General features: G+C 63.4%; 20 protein-coding genes. 12 read left to right on the forward strand and 8 right to left on the reverse strand.

The window, feature by feature from the left end; all coding sequences use genetic code 11:
* The first annotated feature begins 57 nt into the window (after positions 1-57).
* A complete protein-coding gene (gene gnd / locus ABIE53_RS24925; protein ID WP_053859541.1) occupies positions 58-1,467 on the forward strand; it encodes an NADP-dependent phosphogluconate dehydrogenase in 1,410 nt (469 codons plus the stop codon).
* Between the two features lie 302 nt (positions 1,468-1,769).
* A complete protein-coding gene (locus tag ABIE53_RS24930; RefSeq protein ID WP_006049215.1) occupies positions 1,770-2,096 on the forward strand; it encodes a DUF4148 domain-containing protein in 327 nt (108 codons plus the stop codon).
* A gap of 161 nt (positions 2,097-2,257) precedes the next feature.
* On the opposite strand, the gene ABIE53_RS24935 is transcribed toward ABIE53_RS24930, so the two are convergent.
* Together ABIE53_RS24935 and ABIE53_RS24940 are read right to left on the reverse strand one after the other, a co-directional pair.
* Positions 2,258-3,061 carry a DUF2968 domain-containing protein gene (locus ABIE53_RS24935; protein ID WP_114156912.1) on the reverse strand — a complete coding sequence of 268 codons (804 nt, stop codon included), beginning with the start codon at positions 3,059-3,061 and terminating at the stop codon, positions 2,258-2,260.
* Positions 3,062-3,247: 186 nt separating this feature from the next.
* A complete protein-coding gene (locus ABIE53_RS24940) occupies positions 3,248-3,565 on the reverse strand; it encodes a hypothetical protein (protein WP_029966453.1) in 318 nt (105 codons plus the stop codon).
* A 295-nt stretch (positions 3,566-3,860) separates the two neighbouring features.
* On the opposite strand from ABIE53_RS24940, the gene ABIE53_RS24945 reads away from it, so the two are divergent.
* The 3 genes from ABIE53_RS24945 to ltaE all read left to right on the forward strand — a co-directional run bounded on the left by ABIE53_RS24945 (position 3,861) and on the right by ltaE (position 6,274).
* Positions 3,861-4,172: a cupin domain-containing protein gene (locus ABIE53_RS24945; protein ID WP_053859540.1), complete on the forward strand. Its 312-nt coding sequence runs from the start codon at positions 3,861-3,863 to the stop codon at positions 4,170-4,172.
* A gap of 94 nt (positions 4,173-4,266) precedes the next feature.
* A complete protein-coding gene (locus ABIE53_RS24950) occupies positions 4,267-5,064 on the forward strand; it encodes a peptidoglycan DD-metalloendopeptidase family protein (protein ID WP_192699363.1) in 798 nt (265 codons plus the stop codon).
* A 202-nt stretch (positions 5,065-5,266) separates the two neighbouring features.
* On the forward strand, positions 5,267-6,274 hold the full coding sequence (gene ltaE, locus ABIE53_RS24955) for a low-specificity L-threonine aldolase (RefSeq protein ID WP_053859538.1): 1,008 nt from the start codon (positions 5,267-5,269) through the stop codon (positions 6,272-6,274).
* A 46-nt stretch (positions 6,275-6,320) separates the two neighbouring features.
* On the opposite strand, the gene ABIE53_RS24960 is transcribed toward ltaE, so the two are convergent.
* Positions 6,321-7,688, reverse strand: a complete 1,368-nt coding sequence (locus ABIE53_RS24960) for an MFS transporter (RefSeq protein WP_029966445.1) — start codon at positions 7,686-7,688, stop codon at positions 6,321-6,323.
* 796 nt (positions 7,689-8,484) lie between these two features.
* Between ABIE53_RS24960 and ABIE53_RS24965 the strand changes: the two genes are divergently transcribed.
* Complete coding sequence (locus ABIE53_RS24965) at positions 8,485-10,938, forward strand: glycogen/starch/alpha-glucan phosphorylase (RefSeq protein ID WP_029966441.1); 2,454 nt, start codon at positions 8,485-8,487, stop codon at positions 10,936-10,938.
* Positions 10,939-11,228: 290 nt separating this feature from the next.
* Here ABIE53_RS24965 and ABIE53_RS24970 read toward each other — a convergent pair whose 3' ends face one another.
* The 4 genes from ABIE53_RS24970 to ABIE53_RS24985 form a co-directional block, all read right to left on the reverse strand.
* Positions 11,229-12,017 carry a hypothetical protein gene (locus ABIE53_RS24970; RefSeq protein WP_114156914.1) on the reverse strand — a complete coding sequence of 263 codons (789 nt, stop codon included), beginning with the start codon at positions 12,015-12,017 and terminating at the stop codon, positions 11,229-11,231.
* 10 nt (positions 12,018-12,027) lie between these two features.
* Positions 12,028-12,732: a M35 family metalloendopeptidase gene (locus ABIE53_RS24975; RefSeq protein ID WP_192699362.1), complete on the reverse strand. Its 705-nt coding sequence runs from the start codon at positions 12,730-12,732 to the stop codon at positions 12,028-12,030.
* Between the two features lie 127 nt (positions 12,733-12,859).
* On the reverse strand, positions 12,860-13,975 hold the full coding sequence (locus ABIE53_RS24980) for a hypothetical protein (protein WP_192699361.1): 1,116 nt from the start codon (positions 13,973-13,975) through the stop codon (positions 12,860-12,862).
* A 274-nt stretch (positions 13,976-14,249) separates the two neighbouring features.
* Positions 14,250-14,651, reverse strand: coding sequence for a DUF6232 family protein (locus tag ABIE53_RS24985; protein ID WP_006049230.1), 402 nt, complete (start codon positions 14,649-14,651; stop codon positions 14,250-14,252).
* Between the two features lie 8 nt (positions 14,652-14,659).
* Between ABIE53_RS24985 and ABIE53_RS24990 the strand changes: the two genes are divergently transcribed.
* Complete coding sequence (locus ABIE53_RS24990) at positions 14,660-15,139, forward strand: hypothetical protein (protein WP_310074557.1); 480 nt, start codon at positions 14,660-14,662, stop codon at positions 15,137-15,139.
* 11 nt (positions 15,140-15,150) lie between these two features.
* On the opposite strand, the gene ABIE53_RS24995 is transcribed toward ABIE53_RS24990, so the two are convergent.
* A complete protein-coding gene (locus ABIE53_RS24995) occupies positions 15,151-16,122 on the reverse strand; it encodes a LysR family transcriptional regulator (protein ID WP_029966428.1) in 972 nt (323 codons plus the stop codon).
* 100 nt (positions 16,123-16,222) lie between these two features.
* On the opposite strand from ABIE53_RS24995, the gene ABIE53_RS25000 reads away from it, so the two are divergent.
* The 5 genes from ABIE53_RS25000 to ABIE53_RS25020 all read left to right on the forward strand — a co-directional run bounded on the left by ABIE53_RS25000 (position 16,223) and on the right by ABIE53_RS25020 (position 21,142).
* Positions 16,223-17,296, forward strand: coding sequence for an ABC transporter ATP-binding protein (locus tag ABIE53_RS25000; RefSeq protein ID WP_029966427.1), 1,074 nt, complete (start codon positions 16,223-16,225; stop codon positions 17,294-17,296).
* Between the two features lie 73 nt (positions 17,297-17,369).
* Positions 17,370-18,080, forward strand: a complete 711-nt coding sequence (locus ABIE53_RS25005) for an HAD-IA family hydrolase (protein WP_053859535.1) — start codon at positions 17,370-17,372, stop codon at positions 18,078-18,080.
* A gap of 4 nt (positions 18,081-18,084) precedes the next feature.
* The gene (locus ABIE53_RS25010; protein ID WP_192699360.1) at positions 18,085-19,443 is read left to right on the forward strand and encodes an NAD(P)/FAD-dependent oxidoreductase; all 1,359 of its coding nucleotides are present in this window, start codon (positions 18,085-18,087) and stop codon (positions 19,441-19,443) included.
* Positions 19,440-20,351, forward strand: coding sequence for an ABC transporter permease (locus ABIE53_RS25015; protein ID WP_053859533.1), 912 nt, complete (start codon positions 19,440-19,442; stop codon positions 20,349-20,351). The genes ABIE53_RS25010 and ABIE53_RS25015 overlap by 4 nt, the downstream gene beginning before the upstream one ends.
* Positions 20,348-21,142, forward strand: a complete 795-nt coding sequence (locus ABIE53_RS25020) for an ABC transporter permease (RefSeq protein ID WP_006049237.1) — start codon at positions 20,348-20,350, stop codon at positions 21,140-21,142. Before ABIE53_RS25015 ends, ABIE53_RS25020 begins: the two co-directional genes overlap by 4 nt.
* Positions 21,143-21,159: the final 17 nt, after the last annotated feature.

Raw genomic sequence — 21,159 nt, forward strand, 5'->3', positions numbered from 1 at the left:
CGGCCGACGTTCATTCCGGCGCGGCGTCACGACACTTTTGGACACTGGAGAATTCACATGGGCAAACAGGCAATCGGCGTAGTGGGGCTAGCGGTCATGGGCCGCAACCTGGCGCTCAACATCGAGAGCCGCGGCCACGCGGTGTCGGTCTACAACCGTAGCCGTGAAAAGACCGACGAACTCATCGCCGAATATCCGGACAAGAAGCTGGTGCCGGCGTTCACGCTCGAAGAGTTCGTCGAATCGCTCGAAAAGCCGCGCCGCATTCTGCTCATGGTGAAGGCAGGCGAGCCGACCGACGCCACCATCGCATCGCTCAAGCCGCTGCTGGAGAAGGGCGACATTCTGATCGACGGCGGCAATACGCATTTCACGGACACAATTCGCCGCAATCAGGAACTGGCGAAGGCCGGTCTGCATTTCATCGGCACCGGCGTGTCGGGCGGCGAGGAAGGCGCGCTGAAAGGCCCGTCGATCATGCCGGGCGGTCAGCGCGACGCCTACGATCTGGTCGCGCCGATCCTCACCGAAATCGCCGCGAAAGCGCCGGACGGCGAGCCGTGCGTCGCCTACATGGGCCCGGACGGCGCGGGTCACTTCGTGAAGATGGTGCACAACGGCATCGAATACGGCGACATGCAGCTGATCGCGGAAAGCTACGCGGTGCTCAAGCAGGTGGCCGGCCTGTCGAACGAAGAACTCGGCAAGGTCTATACCGAATGGAATCAGGGCGAGCTCGACAGCTATCTGATTGAAATCACGTCGAAGATCTTCAGCAAGAAGGACGAAGAAACCGGCAAGGATCTCGTCGACGTGATTCTGGATCGCGCGGCGCAGAAGGGCACCGGCAAGTGGACGAGCCAGAACGCGCTCGACCTCGGCGCGCCGCTGCCGCTGATCACGGAAGCCGTATTCGCGCGCGTGCTGTCGTCGCTGAAAAGTCAGCGCGTGGCCGCGAGCAAGGTGCTGGACGGCCCGAAGGCGAAGCCGCTCGGCGCCGAGCGCGAGGCGTTCATCGAGTCAGTGCGCCGTGCGCTCTACTTCAGCAAGGTCATTTCGTACGCGCAAGGTTTCGCGCAACTGCGCGCGGCGTCGGAAGAATACAAGTGGGACCTGGACTTCGGCACGATCGCGAAAATTTTCCGCGCCGGCTGTATCATCCGCGCCCGCTTCCTGCAGAAGATCACGGACGCCTACACGAAAGACAAGGCGATCGCCAATCTGCTGCTCGATCCGTACTTCCGCGACATCGCAAGCAACTACCAGACGGCGTTGCGCGAAGTGGTGGTCGCGGCGATCAATGCGGGCGTGCCGGTGCCGGCTTTCGCGTCGGCGATTGCGTATTTCGACGCTTATCGCTCGGAGCGGCTGCCTGCGAACCTCGTCCAGGCGCAGCGCGACTTCTTCGGCGCGCATACGTTCGAGCGCGTCGACAAGCCGGGTAGCTTCCACGCGAACTGGAGCTGAACCTGCGGGCCGATGGAACGGCGCGGACGGCTTGAATCGCTTGAATCGCGCCGCCGCGCGCGCTTGCTGTAAGGGCGCACGCGGCGGCGCGGCGTTTGAATTCGCTGTGCCGCTATTGTTGCTGCAGGCTATCGACGGGATAGATCGGCGGCAATTTCAGACGCGGACTATTGCAATTTGCGGAATAGAGTTTCGTCGTTTTAGGGGTTTCCCCTAGATGACCGGCCTCCTAAACTTCTGTTCAAGCGCAAGGGACAACAAACCCGGAAGCGCATCACAACAAGTTCTGGAGGTTTTACATCATGAAGACGATCATCTCTGCCGCTGTTATCGCCGCCGCTCTGGCCGCTCCCGTTGCTTCGTTTGCTCAATCGAACCAGCCGGTCACGCGCGCTCAAGTCCGCGCCGAACTGGTCCAGCTCGAAAAGGCTGGCTACAACCCGGTCGGCGATCATGTCGACTACCCGGCAAACCTGCAAGCTGCTCAAACGCGTGTGAACGCTGCGAACGGCACCGCCCAAGCTTCGGCTCAAGTCGCCGACAGCGGCTACGGCGCACCGATCGCCGGCAGCTCGCAAGCAGGCCGCGCAGTCACGACGGATCGCAGCTCGGTTTATTTCGGCAACTAATTGCCGGGTTGGACGAAGCGCCGCCGGCTGTAGAGGCGCTTAAGCAAAAAAACGCCGCCAGGTTTTCGCCTGGCGGCGTTTGCCGTTTACCGGTTCCTCAGCGCGCGATCCGCGTGGGCGCTTGGTAAACCGCTAAGACCAAAACCGCCCAATCCGCCGATTCAACGAGTCGGCAAGTGCGGAATCGCTTCGTTGCTCGTCAGGTTGAGTTGGTGCATCTGCCGATGCGCCTTGTTCAGATGCGCCTGCGCCGCAACACGTTGCGCCTCCAGTTGCGACACTTCCTTGCGCACCTGATGCTGCCGGTTCGACGCCGCCTGTTCCTGCACGCTGCGTCGCTGCAGATCGCTGCGCAGCCGTTCCGCTTCGGCTTCCGAGCGCGCGATCATGCGGGCCAACTGCTCGTTCTGCGCCTCGAGTTGCGCGCGGCGCGTTTCGCAATCGGAGAGCCGGGTCGCCTGGTCCTCGAAATGACGGAACGCGGCTTCGGCGGCTTCGAGATCCGCCGCTTTCAGCGCGCGCCACAACGCGCCGTCCTGATACAGCGCGACGTAGTACACCAGTTCCTTGCCGTGAAACAGCAGGCTGACGGAGTAGGCAAAGCTGCGGAACACGCGAAACGGCGTGAGCGCTTCTTCTTCGGCGAGCCATTCGACTTCGGCCGTATTGGCCATCTGCACGCCGCGCGCGCTGACCTGCGAGGGCACCGTCTGCACGGGCCGCAAGGCCAGCACCGGGCGCGGCCCGCTGCGGGCCACGGCGGCGTGTGCCGCATTGGAACCCGCGCCGGAGCCAGGATTCGGCGCAAGACCGTCATCCGATGACGACTCCGCGGACGCCAGATTCGGCGATGCGTCGTCGTGCGCGTCAGTGGGCGAATCGGATGCGGCGGGATGGCTCTGCGGGACCCTCACGACATGCGATGGACCGGTCAGCACGCTACGGCGGTTCAGGAGACTTTTCACGGCGGTTCCTCCAGTTGACTCGCCCGAAACGACCAGACGACGCCGGCAATCAAGCGTTCCGGCTAACTGGCGGATTGGGCGGTGAGCGAAATGCGGAAGCCCGGTAGCGTAGGCCGATGGATGACGCAGGTTCCATCGGGCTCGCCGGGCTGCGCGTCGACGCGGACTTCGCGTGCGAGCGCAGCCTCAATGCAGCGTGCGTTGCCGGCCGATGTCGTCGAATAGCGCGCGGCTCGGTTCGAGCGCGAGCAGCCATGATTCGTCGTAGCCGCTGAGATTGTCGAGCGCCTCGCGCAGCCGCTCGATCGCGACGGCGGGAATCTCGACGCGCGCCTCGACGCCGCTCGCGAGTCCGGCGATGCTCGCAAGCTGCACGAGCGCGTCGGCCGCTTCGGCGACGTCGGCGGCGAAAATCAGATGCATGTTCAGCAACTCGGCCAGTCCCGGCGACGCGGCGACGTCGTCGACGCTGAGTTGCACGGCCAGAAAGGTGGCGTTGTTCATCCTCAACTCCTTGCGGGACCCGGTCGTTTGCGCCTGCGCCACGCAGGCGCAGCAAAGTTGAGTATAGATGAGGGTCCAAAGGTTTCAATGCTCACACGATTGCGCCGAACGGGGCGCGGTATCGGCGAGACGCGTGCGCGACGCGACTTATAATGGCCGTTCGAAATCGCGGCGCTCGCAGTGGCTCGCAGCGGCTCGCAGCAGCTCGGACGGCTGCCGCTTCGGGCTCGAACATCGAACCGCGGCTGAACAGCGGCTGAATCCGCGCCGTCCTTTAACCCGTGCCCTTGGGACCATGAAGATCATTCGCAGCAGGAGCTTCACCGCGACGCGCGCCTGGGGCGCGCTCGACATCGCCAATATGGGCGGCATCACCACGCGTCTGCATTGGACCGATCAGCCGTACAAGTGGCACGTCAACGACGGCGAGGAAGTGTTCGCCGTGCTGGACGGCCGCGTCGAGATGCGCTATCGCGAAGATGGCGTCGAACAGGCGGCGATCCTGGAAACGGGCGATGTGTTCTACGCATCGGTCGGCACCGAGCATGTCGCGCATCCGCTTGGCGCCGCACGGATTCTCGTGGTCGAGGCCGAGGGCAGCGTTTGAGTGCCGCGGGATCAGCGGCACACGGAATGCTAGAGGCATCGATTGAAGTCGATCGAATCACAAGATTGAATCAAAAAATGTCGAGGAAAATCACATGACGAGACCAAGGCAATCGACGGGGACTTCATTGGTCGCGACCCGTCTGCTGGCGGCCGCCGGGCTGGCCGTGATACTCAACGGCTGCACGAGCATGCCGTGGGACAGCACGCCGTTCTACGGCAACAACCAGGCGCGGCCGACCACGCTCAGCACGGTGCCCGTGCCGGCCGGTTTCTACCGCGTCAACCAGGGCGATACGCTCGCCGGCATCGCATCCGCATACGGGCATAGGCCGCAGGACCTCGCGACCTGGAACGGCCTGCCGGTGAACGCGGCTGTCGCGCCCGGACAGGTGCTGCGCGTCGCTCCGCCGATGGCCTCCGGCAGCGTCGTCGCGCCGCCCGCGAGCGTCGCGCCGAATGCTGCGACGGGTCCAGGCGGCCAGACGGCGCCGGGTGCGACTGCCTCCGCCGGACCGCAGCAAGGCGTGCTGCAATGGCCGCTGCGCGGCCCGGTTCTAAAGACGTTTGCGCCGGGCAAGTCGAACGGCATCGTGATCGGCGGACGCCCCGGCGATCCGGTCAAGGCGGCCGCCACCGGCCGCGTGGTCTACGCGGGTTCGGGCATCGAGGCGTATGGCCCGCTCATCATCATCAAGCATGACGACTCGCTGATCACCGCGTATGGGCAGAACAGCACGCTGCTCGTGAAGGAAGGCGATGCGGTCGCGCAAGGGCAGACCATCGGCGAAGTCGGGGTGGACGGCCGCGGCGTCGGCTCCGTCCAGTTCGAGGTTCGCCAGAACGGGCAGCCGGTCGATCCGCTCGCGTGGCTGCCGAAGCCGGGCGGCTGAGCAAGCCCGGGCCGGGCTGACCTGCGGCGGCGCGCGCTCACGCTCACGCGGCTCTGCGAGCGCCGTGCAAATTGAATACACTGTGTGGCTCACAAGCCGGCGCCCGATCCGTGCTTCTCGCCACGGCGAGCAGCATGAGCAATACGAGCGGCGCCGGCCGCCCGTCATGGCTTCTCACTCGAAAGACGCACTGGGACACACAATGATCGATCTGCGCAGCGATACCGTAACCCGTCCGACTCCGGCGATGCTCGCGGCCATGTCGGCCGCCGAAACAGGCGACGACGTCTGGGGCGACGACCCCACCGTGCTGCGTCTGCAAGCCACCCTCGCCGAACGCACTGGCAAGGAAGCGGGCCTGTTCTTCCCGAGCGGCACGCAAAGCAACCTCGCGGCGTTGATGGCGCATTGCGCGCGCGGCGACGAATACATCGTCGGCCAGTTGGCGCACACGTACAAATACGAAGGCGGCGGCGCGGCGGTGCTCGGCAGCATCCAGCCGCAGCCGCTCGAAAATGCCCCTGACGGCACCATTCCGCTCGAAAAAATCGCGGCCGCGATCAAGCCGATCGACAACCACTTCGCGCGTACGCGGTTGCTGGCGCTGGAAAACACGATCGGCGGAAAGGTGTTGCCCGAGAGCTACGTCGCGCAAGCCGTTCAGCTCGCGCGCCAACATGGTTTGTCGGCTCATCTCGACGGCGCGCGCGTGTTCAACGCGGCGGTTGCGTCGGGCAAGCCGGTCGCGGCTTTGTGCGAGCCGTTCGATTCGGTGTCGATCTGCTTTTCGAAGGGACTGGGCGCGCCGGTCGGCTCGGTGCTGGTCGGCAGCCGCGCGCTCATTGACGTCGCGCACCGCTGGCGCAAGGTGCTCGGCGGCGGCATGCGTCAGGCCGGCGTGCTCGCGGCGGCCTGCCTGTACGCGCTCGATCACAACGTCGAGCGTCTCGCCGACGACCACGCGAACGCCGCGCATCTGGCAGCGGGGCTCGAAACGATCGGTCAGGTGAAGGTGCAGTCGGTGGCGACCAACATGGTGTTCGCGCAGTTGCCGCAGCAGCATTGCGCGCCGCTCGAAGCGTGGCTCAAGGAGCGCGGCATCCTCACGCAGATGCTCTACGCATCGCGCTTCGTCACGCACAAGGACGTGTCGCGCGCCGACATCGACACGTTTATCGCGGCGGTGAAGGACTATTTCGCCGCGCGTTGATTGTGCCGGGGCGCGCTTAGGCTGAACGCCTGCCGCGCGCCCGTTTCTATTTCGCCGACGTTTTCACATGCACGCCCGCGCGATGCGACGGCGCCAGAAGCCGCAAACCGCTCGCGAGGCTCGCCGCGCCAGCAAAGAAAGCGCCGGCGCCGAGCGCGAGCGTCGGGCCATGCCGGCCCGCCACGCTGAAGCTCAACGCGACTAGCGCCGCGCCCGTGGTCTGCCCGAGCAGCCGCGCGGTCGCGACGATGCCGCTCGCGCCGCCGCTGCGCTCGGGCGGCGCGCTCGCCATCAGCGCTTTCAGATTCGGCGATTGGAAAAAGCCGAAACCCGCGCCGCAAATCGCCATGCGGATGCCGATATCGAACACGTGCGGATGCACCGGCAAGAGCGCGAGCGACGCCATGCCCGCCGACATCACCGCGAGCCCGATCGCGCCCAGCAGGCCGGGCGGATAGCGATCCGACAGACTGCCCGCGAGCGGCGCGGCCAACGCGACGACAACCGGCCACGGCGTCATCAGAAAGCCGGTTTCCACCTGGCTGCGATGCAGCACATCCTCGAAATAAAACGGCAGCGACACGAACGCGAGCCCTTGCGCGGCGAACGAACAGACCGCCGTCACCGCCGACAGCGCGAACACCGGCCGCTTGAACAGATCGACGGGAAGCATCGGCGCGGGGTGGCCGGCTTCGCGGCGAATCAGCAGCGCGCCGAAGACGAGTGCGATCACCGCGGCGCCCAGCACGAGTTGCGTCGACGCGCGCTGCGCGCCTTCGCCGAGCGCGAAGATCAGGGCGGCGAACGTGATGACGTTCAGTAGCGCGGCGACCGGATCGAAACCGTGCGTGCCGCGCTCAGTGTGCGGCAGCGCGGGCCACGCGAAAGCCAGCGCGAGCACGCCGAGCGGCACGTTGACCGCGAACAGCCACGGCCACGAGGCAACCGACAGAATCAGCGACGCCACCGTCGGGCCGACCGCGAACGATACGCCGACGATCAGCGCATTGGTGCCGAGGCCGCGTCCGAGCCGATGCGGCGGATACAGGAAGCGGATCAGCGCGGTGTTCACGCTCATGATCGCGCTCGCGCCGAGGCCTTGCAGCACGCGCGCGCCGGCGAGCATGGGCAGGGTCGGCGCCAGCGAGCATGCGAGCGAAGCCAGCGTGAACAGCGCAATGCCGCCGATATAAATCCGCCGATGCCCGACGATGTCCCCAAGCGCGGCGAGCGGCAGCAGCGTCGCAACCATCGCGAGCTGGTATGCGTTGATGATCCACACCGATGCCGCGGGCGCCGCGTGCAGATCCGCGGCGATCGCGGGCAGCGCCGTGTTGGCGATCGCGGTGTCGAGCGTGGCGAGCGCGACGGCGAGCATGATCGCGGCCATCGCGCGGCGGTTGGCGGCGGACATGGGGGCATCCGCGGGAAAGGGCGGTGCGGATGCGGCGCTGAGTCTATCGGACACGGGTTGCTCGTCGGAGATAGGCACGTCGACGCGCCGCATATCGGCGATGCGGCGCGCGAGGGGCAAGACCAGGTGAACAGCAGGAGCGCGGGCCGGCCGGAGGAACGACCAAACGGGACCAAGGCACCGCGCGGCGAATGTAGCGATTGTTACAGAGACGCGGAAATCGTGCAGAGCCGCGCATGGGTCGTAAGCCGTATGAAATCCCGTGCGGACGCAACTAACTGTCAGCCCCGCCGGGCGTCTTCGAATCGGTGGGCGCTCGCACTCACGGGTTACGCACGGCGAAGAATGTTGATGCGCGCGATCGCTTGAAGTCACATCGCCTGGCAGATGAAGCCGCGATTCGATCACATTGCCACTTCGGCCCCTCGCGTGCTCGCGCCCTCGTGCCAGCGCCAAAAAAATAATCGCAAGTGTCACGCGATCCACGTCGCATGATGTCACGCTCGCGTTGCCCGCCTTCACACTTTGACCTCACCGTCGATAACAACCCGATGCACGCGCGCAGTGCCCAATCACGCGCGCGTTGCACCGCGCCCGTGCGTCGAATCGGGCGTTCCGACAGATAGCCGCGCGCGCAGGCGGGCATGGCATGTGCGTGACCCGCACCCGCGCTCGCCCGGCATCCGGGAGTCGTAAAATGTCCTACTCTGATTCTTAACCCGCCTGACCGGCACGCGCCTCCCGTCCGTCATCTGTGCGGTTCGCGCATGTCGCAGCGCTTTTACCGGAGGCTTCGATGACAGCCGTCGATCTGGAATTCGACCAGCTCAACAGTACCGTCGACGCGCTACGGCGCTCAATTTCCAATCGCATGATGTACGGCGTCGGCAAGGACGCCGTCACCGCGCATCCGCATGACTGGCTGCATGCCGCGGCGCTTGCCGTGCGCGACCGGCTCGTCGCGCGCTGGATGAAAACCACGCGCCTGCAATACGAACAGGACGTGAAGCGCGTCTACTACCTGTCGATGGAATTCCTGATCGGCCGGACCTTCACGAATGCGTTGCTCGCGCTCGGCATCCACGATCAGATGAAGGAAGCGCTCGCGAGTCTCGGCGTCGACATGGACGCGCTGACCGACATCGAGCCCGACGCCGCGCTCGGCAACGGCGGCCTCGGCCGGCTGGCCGCATGCTTTCTCGATTCGATGGCCACGCTCGGTATTCCGGGCTTCGGTTACGGCATCCGTTATGAATACGGGATGTTCCGTCAGGAGATCGTCGATGGAGAGCAGGTCGAGGCGCCGGATTACTGGCTGCGCGCCGGCAATCCGTGGGAATTTCCGCGACCCGAGATCAAGTACACCGTGCATTTCGGCGGACGCACCGTGCAGCGCGGCGATCAGGTCGAATGGATCGACACCGAGCATGTGAACGCCACCGCGTATGACACGGTGATTCCAGGCTACGCGACCGACGCCACCAACACGCTGCGCCTGTGGTCCGCGCGCGCCACCGACGAGCTCGACCTCGGGGCGTTCAACCGCGGCGACTATCGCAATGCGGTGGACACGAAGAACATGTCGGAGAACGTATCGCGGCTGCTGTATCCGGACGACTCCACGCCGGCCGGCCGCGAACTGCGGCTGCGGCAGGAGTACTTCTTCGTTTCGGCGACCATGCAGGATTTGATCCGCCGCTATCAGCGCACGCACAGCACGTTCGGGCGCTTTTCCGAAAAGGTCGCGGTGCATCTGAACGATACGCACCCGGTGCTGGCGATTCCCGAACTGATGCGCTTGCTCGTGGACGTGCATCATCTGCCGTGGGACAAGGCGTGGAAACACGTCACGCAAATTTTCTCGTACACGAATCACACGTTGATGCCCGAGGCGCTCGAAACGTGGGACGTCGAAATGCTGTCGCGTTTGTTGCCGCGGCATCTCGAGATCATCTTCGAGATCAATGCCGGTTTTCTCAAGCATGTGAGCGAGCAGTCGGGTCACGACGCGGAGATGATCCGCCGCATTTCTCTTGTCGATGAATACGGACAGCGGCGCGTGCGCATGGCGTATCTGGCGATCGTCGCGAGCCACAAGGTGAACGGCGTGTCGAAGCTGCATTCGCAACTGATGACGCGCGACATCTTCGCCGACTTCGCGCGCATTTATCCAGACCGCTTCACGAATGTGACGAACGGCATTACGCCGCGGCGCTGGTTATCGCAGGCGAGTCCGTCGCTGTCGTCGCTGATCGATCAGAAGATCGGCACGCATTGGCGCGGCAATCTGTTCGAACTCGCGCAATTGCGCGAACTGCGTAGCGATAGTGAGTTCATCGAAGCATTTCGCGAGGCCAAGCGGCAGAACAAGTTGCGGCTCGTGCAGCGGCTCGCGCATCATACGAAGCTGCATTTCAATCCCGACGCGCTGTTCGATCTGCAGGTGAAGCGCATCCACGAATACAAGCGGCAATTGCTGAACGTGCTGCATGTGATCGTGCGCTACAACCAGATTCGCGCGAACCCGGAACGCGACTGGGTGCCGCGCGTGGTGATGTTCGCGGGCAAGGCTGCGTCCGCTTACCGGATGGCGAAGACGATCATCAAACTGATCGGCGATGTGAGTCAGAAGGTCAATCACGATCCGCTGATTGGCGACCGTCTCAAGGTGGTGTTCGTGCCGAACTACGGCGTGAGCGTGGCGGAACTGATCATTCCGGCCGCCGATTTGTCCGAGCAGATTTCGATGGCCGGCACGGAAGCATCGGGCACCGGCAACATGAAGCTCGCGCTCAACGGGGCATTGACGATCGGCACGATGGACGGCGCGAACATCGAAATCTGCGACGCGGTGGGCCGCGAGAATATTTTCATCTTCGGCCATACCGCGGACGAGGTGGACGATCTGCGCGCGAGCGGCTACCGTCCGCGCGAAGTGTACGAGCAGAACGCCGAATTGCGCATGGCGCTCGACCAGATTCGCGGCGGCTACTTCTCACCCGACGACCCGCTGCGTTTCTCCGATATTTTCCACACGCTGGTGGATTGGGGCGATCACTACATGGTGCTCGCCGATTTCGCCGCGTTCGCGAAGGCGCAAAACGAAGTGGACGCGCGTTTCGTCGACAAGCGCGCGTGGACGGAAAGCGCGATTGAGAATGTCGCGGGCATGGGGCAGTTTTCGTCGGATCGGACGATCGCTGAGTATGCTCGGGAGATATGGCGGGTGAATCCGCTTAGTTTGGGGTGAGGGGATTTGGGTTGGGCGCGGGTTGTGGGTTGCGCGTGCGGCAGAGAAGGAGGCCGGGCGAAGGGCGGCTTATACGGTTGCGTCAGCGATTCTATGGCCGGAGCTAGCGTTGTCATTGAGATTTTTCGGGTGCATCGTTAGATCGAACGGTGAAACCTGGCCCTTTCTCCCGCTTGATGGCAAGCACAAGATTGGGCGATGCACAGAGCACCTACCACAATCGCAGCGAAGGCTGGATGTAGTACTTTCATGTTCGGCTGTTAAAGCCCCGCGGAAGCGGGGCTAGCGGATCAATAGCCGCCCGACACGCCATACCGATCCGGGTCAACCTTCATTTCGATCGTGGTGTACTCCGGGCCCAGTAACTGCATACGCGCGGTGCGGCCTTGCTCGTCCGTCATTCCGATGTATTCGCGTGCGCTGGTCGTGACGCGGTAACATATCCCCGCAAGTGGCCCGCGTTTGCCGAATCCAACGTCTCCTACTAACGTAAGCTCCTTTTCTTCTGTGTGCGGTATCCACGACTCGCTTCGGAGAATACGGCCGTTCGCAGGCTCGCGTTTGTCCCCGCACGTAAAGCTAAGGCTGCCCGGCGCTGGTCCCGGTGTATTAGCCGTAATCGCATAGCTTGCGACGCCTTTAAGTTTCGGGGTGTTGCAGAGGTTCTCGCAGCCCGACGGTGGGCACTTGGGAACAAAATTAACCCCAATCTGCCATTTATCGTCTGGATCAATTCTTCCCTTATTGAGTTTTATGACTCGCTCGCTAACGAACATATCGTCCTTGCTGAGTCCCAACTGCATCAGGAATGCTGTGATGTTTTTCCGCCTGGACGCGGCAAGCTCTCTTGGATTCGTTTCCGAGTCAAACGCTGTCGCCTCGACTTCCACCGACGTGCCTTCTGTCGTCCACTCCCTCGCGGTTAAATAATGGCGAGTCAATGCCAGACGATCAATATTACTGACAGCGGCGGAGTTGCGCGGAAATTCTATGTTGTCCTGGAGAAAGATCTTGCAAGCTTGCGCTTGCAACGACACCACCGCTAGTGCGAAGCCTGCTGCATATAAGATGGATTTCATATGTGTACCGTTATTCGTCGTGTGCCAACACGTACCACGCAATACTGTCCGCGTTGTTTATCGCAAGATTGGAGTGATCGCGGGCGAACCAGGTGCAAGCCGTGCGTCCATAAGCGTTAGGATAATCAAGCGTGCCGAAGGTATCTACGAAATGGGTGCATTCGTGTACTAGTGTCAGTTGCATCGACGAAAGCTTGCCGGCCGATTTCTGCGGTAATTGGCAGAAGTTCGTATCGATAGCGATTGTGTGAGTGGCCGTATCCGGACGGCAAACGTGCGCAACCTCCCCGAGATTTTTTGTATTGGGCGTGCAACCGACCGCTCGGTCTCTGTCTGGATCTGGACGTACGAAATTCGTTGCAGTCAGCCCGGTCATCACTCGTGCAAGGGCAGTCAATCCAGTAATCAGCTTTTGGCGTATGGCGTCATCGGCCGAGCCAAACCATGCTCGTACTCGCTCCTGTGCGGAAGGGCTCCATACGGCAAGCTCGTTTCGCCGTTGTTGAATCACTTCCAGGGCATCATCTCTTAGAGAGAGAATCGTTTGACGGAATTCTCTATCCGTCATGTTCGGGCAAATCGGAGTTGTATCGATATTCACATACACCATCGAACCGGGATTCGTATTCGTCACAGCGCTCGAATGCACCTCGAACCACTCTTGGTTTTCGCTCGTCTTGAAACCGTATTCATTGCGTTCACGGAAATCATTCACCGCAGGTTGCTCCTGTACGGCGCTACGTTGCCGGCGCTATGGGAATGAGCTCTTGGCATTACGTCGGTGAATAACAACCCACCACATCCACCGACGCACGGCCTTTCTTTTACTTAAAACACCACCCTCAAGGCGTCAACTTCTCAACCGTATCCCGCGCATAAAGCCCCAACTGAGCGTGCGGAAAATCGAACAGCACGTCGATGTTCTGCATGCCCATCAGACCGATCACGATGCGGTTTGCCCCCGGTTGCGCCTTGACGATGGTGACTTGCGCGTCGTCGTAGCGATGCACCCACTTGCCCGAACCAATCGCCGCGTTGTAGTTGCCTTGAATGAGCACCTTGCCAGGGCTGTCGTCGCCGGTCCAGTTCGGCGCGGTATCGGTTTCGACGCGGATCATGCCAGTGGTTGCCGTGGCAAACACCAGCGGCGCGCAAAACGTCGTCTTGTCGCCGACATTGACGCAGCCTCGCGGCCACTGCAACGCGCCGTCCTTCGATACCGTCATCGGCACCATCGTGTAGTCCTTCGTGATCGCGCTCGACGGGCTCAGCAGCAAGTACGGTTTCGCGAAACTGGCATGCACCACATAGCGTTCGCCGATGTGGCCGACGAGCGCGCGCAGCGGTTGCGTGCAACAGGTGTCGTCCGGTTGCGCGGCGCCCACGCCGAAGAGGCCGGAGAAGGCCCAGCCGAATTCGCCGGTGTAGCCGTCCATCGCGACGCAGCGTTTGGCGTTGGCCTGGCAACTGACGGCGTCCACCGCCTGCGCGTCGACCTTTACTGCGTTCGATCCCGCGACGCTCATCGGCACTTTCACCGTGGCGCCCGAAATTTGCGCGCCGTTCGCGAGCAGCAGCGTGCTCGCCGGCGCGGCGCTCGGATAGTCCGAACCGGGCAGCACCGACTTCAACACACGCACGCCTTGCGTGCCCGTATCGAGCGCGACGTAGACCGGTTTGCCGTCGAGTTGAACGGGCAGGCCGAGACGCGCGTGGTCTTCATCGGCACGTTCGACGTGCAGCGGAATCAGCACGCCGTCCTTGCCGCCGTTGATCAGCGAAACGCTGGAAGCGGGCGGCGTGGGCGTCGGGAAAGTGGTCGAGCAGCCGCTGAGCGCGGTGAGCGCGCCGGTCGCGAACAGCGCGGCGGCCGTCAAGCGGCGCCAATGACGATGCAGACGAAGATGCAAATGCGGATGCCGGCGCGCGGCATAACCAGTGACAGTAAGCAGGGACATTAGACACGCTCGCAAAAAGGCGGTCCCTTGCGAAGGCGATGCATGCGGCTGCTACGCACAGAGAGCGACGCATCGCGAGGCCTGCGAAAGTGAACGCGCGATAACAGGAGCGGCGACTCTAACCGGGCACCGGCGAGCACTTGCAAAGATGTGTGAAGGGAAGCGCGGCTCGATGCCGCGGCGATTTGCGTTTAGCGTGACGCCGACGCGCACATCTACCTATGCTGTCGGCCGCTTTAACAAGCCCGCGAGCGCGGGCTCAACATCGGCTTACTCAAACTTTCTGCGTGGCGGAAGCCGAAGCGGCTGCGCCCTTGGCTTCGTTCACGGCCGCGCCGACGCGCTCGACGAAGTCGCGATCGACGCTCGACAGCGCCTCGCGTTCGCCATTGGCCGTTTGCACCATCAGACGGTGCGTGACATCCTGCGTCGCCCACGTGAGCCAGCCGACGACCGCCAGCATCACGCCGCACACGATTCCCACCGGCGCGCGAAGCACGCCGCCGACAATTGCGCCGACGAGCCCCACGACCGAAATCGTAATGGGCAATACCTTGTTCTTCTGCACGGTGACGACCTTCACGCTGACGATGTCGCGCAGCGGGAAAACCTGGCCGGCGGATGAAAGCGCATTGCGGGTGACCGACACGCCGCGATCGTTGAAAGGAGTTTCCATCGAGTCGAATGCAAGCTGTTGCAAAGGGCGCAGCGTACCAGAGTTCGCGTGCGCAGGGCTTGCGCGAGATGCTGGCTTGGTTCGGAAAAGGCCCGGCCCAGAGCGCTGCAACGCCTTCCGACGAACTTCGCACCTGCCGTTTCTGTCGAAGCAATATAGCGGGAGTTCACATCATGAAGCGGTTTTACGTCAGCGCTACTGTGGCTATCACTGCGATCTTCGCGGCCGGCTGTTCATCGACATGGCCGCCGTCCGCTGAACGAGACACGCGACAGGTTCCACCCACTGCCGCAACCTCCACCACGCCCACCGCGCGCACCGATCAGCACGCGTCTAAGTCCAAACCGAAGCCGCCCGTACTAAGCGTCGGCGTGACCGATCCCAATACTCAATTGATTCTCCCGTGGTTCCTCGCGGATATCATCAATGCGGTCAACACGCATCAGTCTTTCGGCTCCACGCTCAATACGATGAAACAGGGACTTTGAACGAGCGGCCCTCAGCCGATAGTCACGCCGCACTCCTTCAACGCCCCACGCAACCCCAACTGCGGATACGCACTCTCCAACGTGCGCAAATCGGCACGCATCTCCTCGACGATCCAGTCGCGGACATCCGCAACAATCGGCCGCAATGGCCGGTTCGCCGGCGACACCAGGCAGCAGCGCCGACTCGTCACGATGATCTGCTCCTCGGCGGGGACCAGCGCGCGCTGCGATAGCCAGTGCGACACCACGTTCAACCAGCCAAGCGCGATGCCCTGGCCGAGCAGCGCGGCCTGCACGACGATCGCGTAGTCGTTGAAGCTGAGCATGCCCGCAACGCGCCGCCCATGCTGCTCGAACGCGCCAAAGCGGTGATGCCAGCCGCGCTCCTCGTCGTCCATCACGATGACCGTATCGCCATGCTCGCGGCCCGCCTCCGTTTGCGCCGTTTCCTGGTAGCGCGGGTTGCAAACGGGCATCAGCGTTTCGGGCATGACGAGCACGCTGTTGTCGTCGATTTCGTCGGCGTGCAGAAAGCGCATGCCGAGATCGACGTCGACCAGCGGCCCGCCGATGCGCCCCGAAATGAGCTGAAACCTCAGATCAATCGACGGAAACGCCTGGTTCAGGCGACTCATGCGCGGCATCAGCCAATGCGTCGTAAAGCCGGTCGACACCGACAGCGTGACCGACTCGACGCCCGTGGCGCGCGCCTCGATCTCGCGTATCGCGCTCTCTATGCCGTTGAATCCTTCGGAGATCTTGCGATAGAGAATGCGCCCGTTCTCCGTCAACTCGATGCCGCCGCGCACGCGCTCGAAAAGGCGCACTCCGATGTGGTCTTCCATGCGCGCGAGCATGCGGCTCACGGCGGGTTGGCTCACATAGAGTTCCTGCGCGGCGCGCGTGAAGTTGCCGCAGCGCGCGGCGGCTTCGAAGACGAACAGCGCATTCGCGCTCGGCAATTTTTTGCGTAGATTCGGCATGACTTCATGTTATGCCCGATCCAACAATTTGGGAATTGCCGCCAAAAAGTTTGCCACCTATATTTTCCCTAACGCAGCCCCTTTAGCGAGAAAAAACGCAATGGACGCACGAGCGAAAACAGGAGTCTCGATCCGGTCGGCAGGCAAGCGCTATGGTCCGGTGGTCGCGCTGGACGACGTTTCGCTCGACATCGCGCCCGGCGAGTTCGTGTCGCTGCTGGGGCCGTCGGGCTCGGGCAAGACGACGCTGCTCGGCATCCTCGGCGGCTTTGTTCAGCCGAGTTCGGGCGCGGTCTGGGTCGGCGAGAATGACATTACATTTGCGCCGCCGCATAAACGCAATATCGGCATCGTGTTCCAGAACTACGCGCTGTTTCCGCACATGACGGTCGGCGAGAACGTGGCGTTCCCGCTGCGCGCGCGCCGCGAGCCGAAAGCGGGCTGGGCGAAGAAAGTGGCCGACGCACTCGCGATGGTCGAACTGAGCGGCTTCGAGGCGCGCAACATTAGCCAGCTTTCGGGCGGCCAGCGTCAGCGCGTCGCGCTCGCCAGAGCGATGGTGTTCGAGCCGCAACTCATCCTGATGGACGAACCGCTCTCCGCGCTCGACAAGCAATTGCGCGAGACCATGCAGATCGAGCTGCGGCGTTTGCACCGCAAGCTCGGCGCGACGATCGTCTACGTGACGCACGATCAGCGCGAGGCGCTCACCATGAGCGACCGCGTCGCGGTGCTGAAGAACGGCAAGCTCGTGCAGATCGATACGCCGGAGCGTCTGTACGACCGGCCTTGCGATGCGTTCGTCGCGAGCTTCATCGGCGAGGCGACGCTGCTCGACGTGAGCCGCGCCGGCGACGACGCCGTGCGGCTCGGCGACGCGCTGCTGCGGACCGCGCATCCGTTGCCGCGCGGCGAGCGTCTGCTGCTCGCCGTGCAAACCGAAAAGCTCGTGATCGACGGCGGTTCCGCCGAAGGCGCGAACCGGCTGTCGTGCCGCGTGACCGAAGTGCTGTATCAGGGCGAGAGTTTGCGCGTGTTCGCCGCGCTCGCCGACGGCACCTCGATCAGCTTGCGCCAACCCGGCAATCACGACGCGCGACGCCGCATTCCATCGCCGGGCGAGCCCATGACGGTGTTGCTCGATCCGCAGGACACCATCGTCGTGCCCGCCTGATTCTTCTCGCGCCCGCCCGGGCTTACCTCTTGCGCAATTCACGCAACCCTCACAACCCGCAAAGGATGATGCAATGAAGCTCACCGATTTCAAGGTCCTGACGTTCGATGTCGTCGGCACGCTGATCAACTTCGAACAGGGCGTGCTCGCGTCCGTGCGGCGCCTGGGCGGCGCGGCGGCGAAAGACCTCACCGACGATCAGATCTTCGAACCGTATATGCGCGGACGCGCGCAATATCCGGGGCGCTCCAGTCACGAGATGGCGAACGTCTATCTGTATCTCGCGAAGGAACTCGGCCTGCCCGACGACGCGCAATCCGCCGCCGCATTCCAGCGCGACGTGCTCGAATGGCCCGCGTTCGAAGATTCGGTGGAAGCCTTGAAGCGCCTGCGCAAACACTACCGGCTCGTTGCGATGACGAACGCGGACCGCGTCGCGTTGTCGGCGTATGCGCACACGCTCGGCGATCCGTTCGACGACACCGTGTGCTGCGACGAAACCGGCGTCGCGAAGCCGGACCCGCAATTCTTCGCCTATAACCGCGGACGTCAGGCCGCGTTCGGCTTCAAGTTCGATGAAATCCTGCACACCGCGCAGAGCCAGTATCACGACATCGGCATCGCGACGAAGCTCGGTTACGCGACCTGCTGGATCGAGCGCCGTCAGGGCATGAAGGGTTTCGGCGCGACGCCGGTTCCGGAAGCCGTCACGACGCCGACCTTCAAATTCGCGACGCTCGGCGCGCTCGCCGACGCGGTCGAAGCCGAAGCGCGCGCCGCTTAAAGTCATGCTCGCGCCCGCGATTCACAACGCCTCGCAACGCCCGCAGCCCGATTCGTTATGGCGCGCGATGGCGGCGCGCACTGCCGAAAAGCAGGCGCCCGTCAGCACGGGCGCGCCGCTCGCTCGCGATCTCATCGTCGATGTGGCCGTGATCGGCGCGGGCTACTCGGGCCTCGCCGCCGCGTATGCGCTGCAAAAACGCGGCGTCGACTGCGCGGTGTTCGATGCGAACCCGGTGGGTTGGGGCGCGAGTGGGCGCAATGGCGGCGTGGTGTCGTCGAAATTCCGCTTGTCGTTTCCGCAGATCGACAAGCTGCATGGACTCGATACCGCCAAGCGCATGCACCGGCTCGCGCACGAAGGCGTGCGCGTGGTCGAATCGTTCGTCGACGAATTCAGGCTCGAGCGCGCGCGTTTCGAGCATACGGGCAGCCTGCGTTGCGCGCACACCGAGCGAGCGTTCGAAGCGATTCGCGCGGAAGCGGACTGGGTGCGCACGCAACTGGGCGATACGTCGATGACCGTGCAATCGGCCGCGGAAATAACTCGCGAGACGGGATCGGCGGAGTTTGTCGGCGGCGTATTGAGCGCCGATGCCGGCACGATCCTGCCGCTCGAATACGTGTACGGCATCGCGCGCGGACTGACCGCGCGCGGCGTGCCGATTTACGAAGCAACGCCGATCGTCGAGATGACGCGTGCAGAGCGCGGCGTGGGTGGCTCCGGCGGCGCCGTGCTGCGCACGCCTCACGGCACGGTGCGCGCGAAGCAAGTGATCGTCGCGACGAATGCCTATTCCGACCTCACGGCTGCGACCGCCGCCTATCAACGCGAGCTCGTGCCGTTTCGCAGCGCGATGATCGCAACGGAGCGTCTGCCCGCGGAACTCGACGCGCGCCTGATGGTGCAGCGCCGCAGCTATACGGAAACGCGTCGCATGATGAAGTGGTTTCGCAAGGTTGACGGCCGCATGCTGTTCGGCGGACGCGATGCGTTCGGCAAGGAAGGGCAGTCCACCGGTTTCGACGCGCTGCGCCGAGCGATGGTCGCGCTGTTTCCCGATCTCGCGGACGTGCAGATCGAGTACCAATGGTCGGGCTATGTCGGCATGACCTTCAACTCGCTGCCGCATGTTGGCCGAAGCGACGACGTCACGACGTTTTGTCTCGGGTATAACGGAGCAGGTGTCGCGATGGCGAGCCTGCTCGGCCAGCATGCCGCGGCGCTCGCGCTCGGCGAAACGCCTGAGCTCGCGTTGCTCGGCCAGCAAGGCTTGCGGCCCGTGCCGTTTCATTCGCTGCGCGCGCCGGGCGTTCGCGTCGTCGCCGCGTGGTATCAGTTTCTTGACGCCGTGGGTGCATGATGACGACAGCCAAACGGATTTTTCAGGGACCCAGCTTGATGCAGACGACCGCGATGGACCCGTCGGAGCGCCATCGGCAACGCGAGGACCGCGCGATGCTGCTGTTGCTCGCGCCCGCGCTTTTCGTCGTCGTCGTGCTGCTGGTGGTGCCGCTCGCGTGGCTCTCGTGGCAGTCCATCTGGCATGACGGCGGCTTCACGCTCGTCAACTATCGGCGCATCTTCACCGGCACCTATCTGGATACGTTCCTGCTCACGTTCAGGCTCAGCGCGATCGTGACCGGCGTGACGCTGCTGCTCGGTTATCCCGTTGCATATTTCGCGGCCTCCGTGTCGCCGCGATGGAGCGCGCTGATACTCGGCATGGTCATATTGCCGTTCTGGACCAGCGTGCTCGTGCGCACGTACGCATGGCTCGTGCTGTTGCAGCGCACCGGGCTCATCAACAAGGCGCTGCTCGAAATGGGCCTCGTGGATCGGCCGATACAACTCGCCTACAACCAGTTCGGCACGATCCTCGCGATGGTGCATATTCTGTTGCCGTTCATGGTGCTGCCGCTTTATTCGGCCATGCAGAAGATTCCAGCGAACCTCTCGCAGGCCGGCGCGAGCCTCGGCGGCTCGCCGCTGCATGTTTTCTGGCGCGTGTTTCTGCCGCTGTCGATGAGCGGCGTCGTCGCGGGCGTCACGCTCGTCTTCGTGCTGTGCCTCGGTTTTTACATCACGCCCGAACTGATGGGCGGCGGCAAGTCGATCATGGTGTCGATGGTGGTGAGCCGCAACGTGGAGATCTACAACAGTTGGGGAGCGGCGAGCGCGGTCAGCGTCGTGCTGCTGGTTTGCGTGTTCGCGATCTTCTATGCCGCGAGCCGCGTGATTCCACTTGAAAAGACCCTGGGCGCGAAATGAACAGGATTCCGTTAGGCAGAGTGGTGCTCGGCGCGTTCGTCGTGCTGATCCTCGTGTTCCTGATGCTGCCGGTGCTGATCGTCGTGCCGCTATCGTTCTCCGACACGCGCTTCATGACGTTCCCGCCGCCCGCGTACTCGTTGCGCTGGTATCACGCGTTCTTCGACAACCCCGCATGGATCGACGCCGCTCGCGTGACGCTGACGGCATCCGTTTGCGCCGCGCTCGTCGCGACGCCGCTCGGCGTTGCCGCGGCCTACGCGATCCAGCACGGCACGCATTGGTCGATGCGCTATCTGCGCACGCTGCTGATGTTGCCGCTGATGGTGCCGATCATCATCGTCGCGGTGGGCGTGTTCTTCGTGTTCACGCAGGCGGGTTACGTGAATACGCTCGGCGGACTGATCGTCGCGGATACGATGCTCGGGCTGCCGTACGTGCTGATTTCCGTCGGCGCGGATTTGCGCACGTTCGACCGCACGCAGGAAATGGTCGCGCGCAGTCTCGGCATGAATCGGCTGCGCAGCTTTCTCACGGTGACGCTGCCGCAGATCAAGGCGAGCGTGATTTCCGGCGCGGTGTTCGTGTTCATTCAGGCGCTCGATGAAACCGTGGTCGCGCTCTTCATATCGGGCGGCGCGAATCAGACACTCACGCGCCGCATGTTCGTCACGCTGCGCGACGAGATCGATCCGACCATCGCCGCGATCAGCACCATGCTCACTGCGTTGACCTTGTGTCTCGTGATGATCGTCGTCGTGAGCCGGCGTTCGGCCGGCGCGCGGGCGTGATGCCTTTTCATTTCCTC

The sequence above is a fragment of the Paraburkholderia sp. OAS925 genome (assembly GCF_040543975.1).
Taxonomy (GTDB): domain Bacteria; phylum Pseudomonadota; class Gammaproteobacteria; order Burkholderiales; family Burkholderiaceae; genus Paraburkholderia; species Paraburkholderia graminis.

Coding starts and splice junctions, on each gene's coding strand:
- ABIE53_RS24960 (WP_029966445.1), bottom strand. CDS start 7,688: ATGTCCGCCGCCAACCGCCGCGCGATGGCCGCGATCATGCTCGCCGTC.
- ABIE53_RS24950 (WP_192699363.1), top strand. CDS start 4,267: ATGACGAGACCAAGGCAATCGACGGGGACTTCATTGGTCGCGACCCGT.
- ABIE53_RS25015 (WP_053859533.1), top strand. CDS start 19,440: ATGATGACGACAGCCAAACGGATTTTTCAGGGACCCAGCTTGATGCAG.
- ABIE53_RS24965 (WP_029966441.1), top strand. CDS start 8,485: ATGACAGCCGTCGATCTGGAATTCGACCAGCTCAACAGTACCGTCGAC.
- ABIE53_RS24940 (WP_029966453.1), bottom strand. CDS start 3,565: ATGAACAACGCCACCTTTCTGGCCGTGCAACTCAGCGTCGACGACGTC.
- ABIE53_RS24995 (WP_029966428.1), bottom strand. CDS start 16,122: ATGCCGAATCTACGCAAAAAATTGCCGAGCGCGAATGCGCTGTTCGTC.
- ABIE53_RS25000 (WP_029966427.1), top strand. CDS start 16,223: ATGGACGCACGAGCGAAAACAGGAGTCTCGATCCGGTCGGCAGGCAAG.
- ABIE53_RS24945 (WP_053859540.1), top strand. CDS start 3,861: ATGAAGATCATTCGCAGCAGGAGCTTCACCGCGACGCGCGCCTGGGGC.
- ABIE53_RS24990 (WP_310074557.1), top strand. CDS start 14,660: ATGCAAGCTGTTGCAAAGGGCGCAGCGTACCAGAGTTCGCGTGCGCAG.
- ABIE53_RS24985 (WP_006049230.1), bottom strand. CDS start 14,651: ATGGAAACTCCTTTCAACGATCGCGGCGTGTCGGTCACCCGCAATGCG.
- ABIE53_RS25005 (WP_053859535.1), top strand. CDS start 17,370: ATGAAGCTCACCGATTTCAAGGTCCTGACGTTCGATGTCGTCGGCACG.
- ABIE53_RS25010 (WP_192699360.1), top strand. CDS start 18,085: ATGCTCGCGCCCGCGATTCACAACGCCTCGCAACGCCCGCAGCCCGAT.
- ABIE53_RS24980 (WP_192699361.1), bottom strand. CDS start 13,975: ATGTCCCTGCTTACTGTCACTGGTTATGCCGCGCGCCGGCATCCGCAT.
- gnd (WP_053859541.1), top strand. CDS start 58: ATGGGCAAACAGGCAATCGGCGTAGTGGGGCTAGCGGTCATGGGCCGC.
- ltaE (WP_053859538.1), top strand. CDS start 5,267: ATGATCGATCTGCGCAGCGATACCGTAACCCGTCCGACTCCGGCGATG.
- ABIE53_RS24930 (WP_006049215.1), top strand. CDS start 1,770: ATGAAGACGATCATCTCTGCCGCTGTTATCGCCGCCGCTCTGGCCGCT.
- ABIE53_RS25020 (WP_006049237.1), top strand. CDS start 20,348: ATGAACAGGATTCCGTTAGGCAGAGTGGTGCTCGGCGCGTTCGTCGTG.
- ABIE53_RS24970 (WP_114156914.1), bottom strand. CDS start 12,017: ATGAAATCCATCTTATATGCAGCAGGCTTCGCACTAGCGGTGGTGTCG.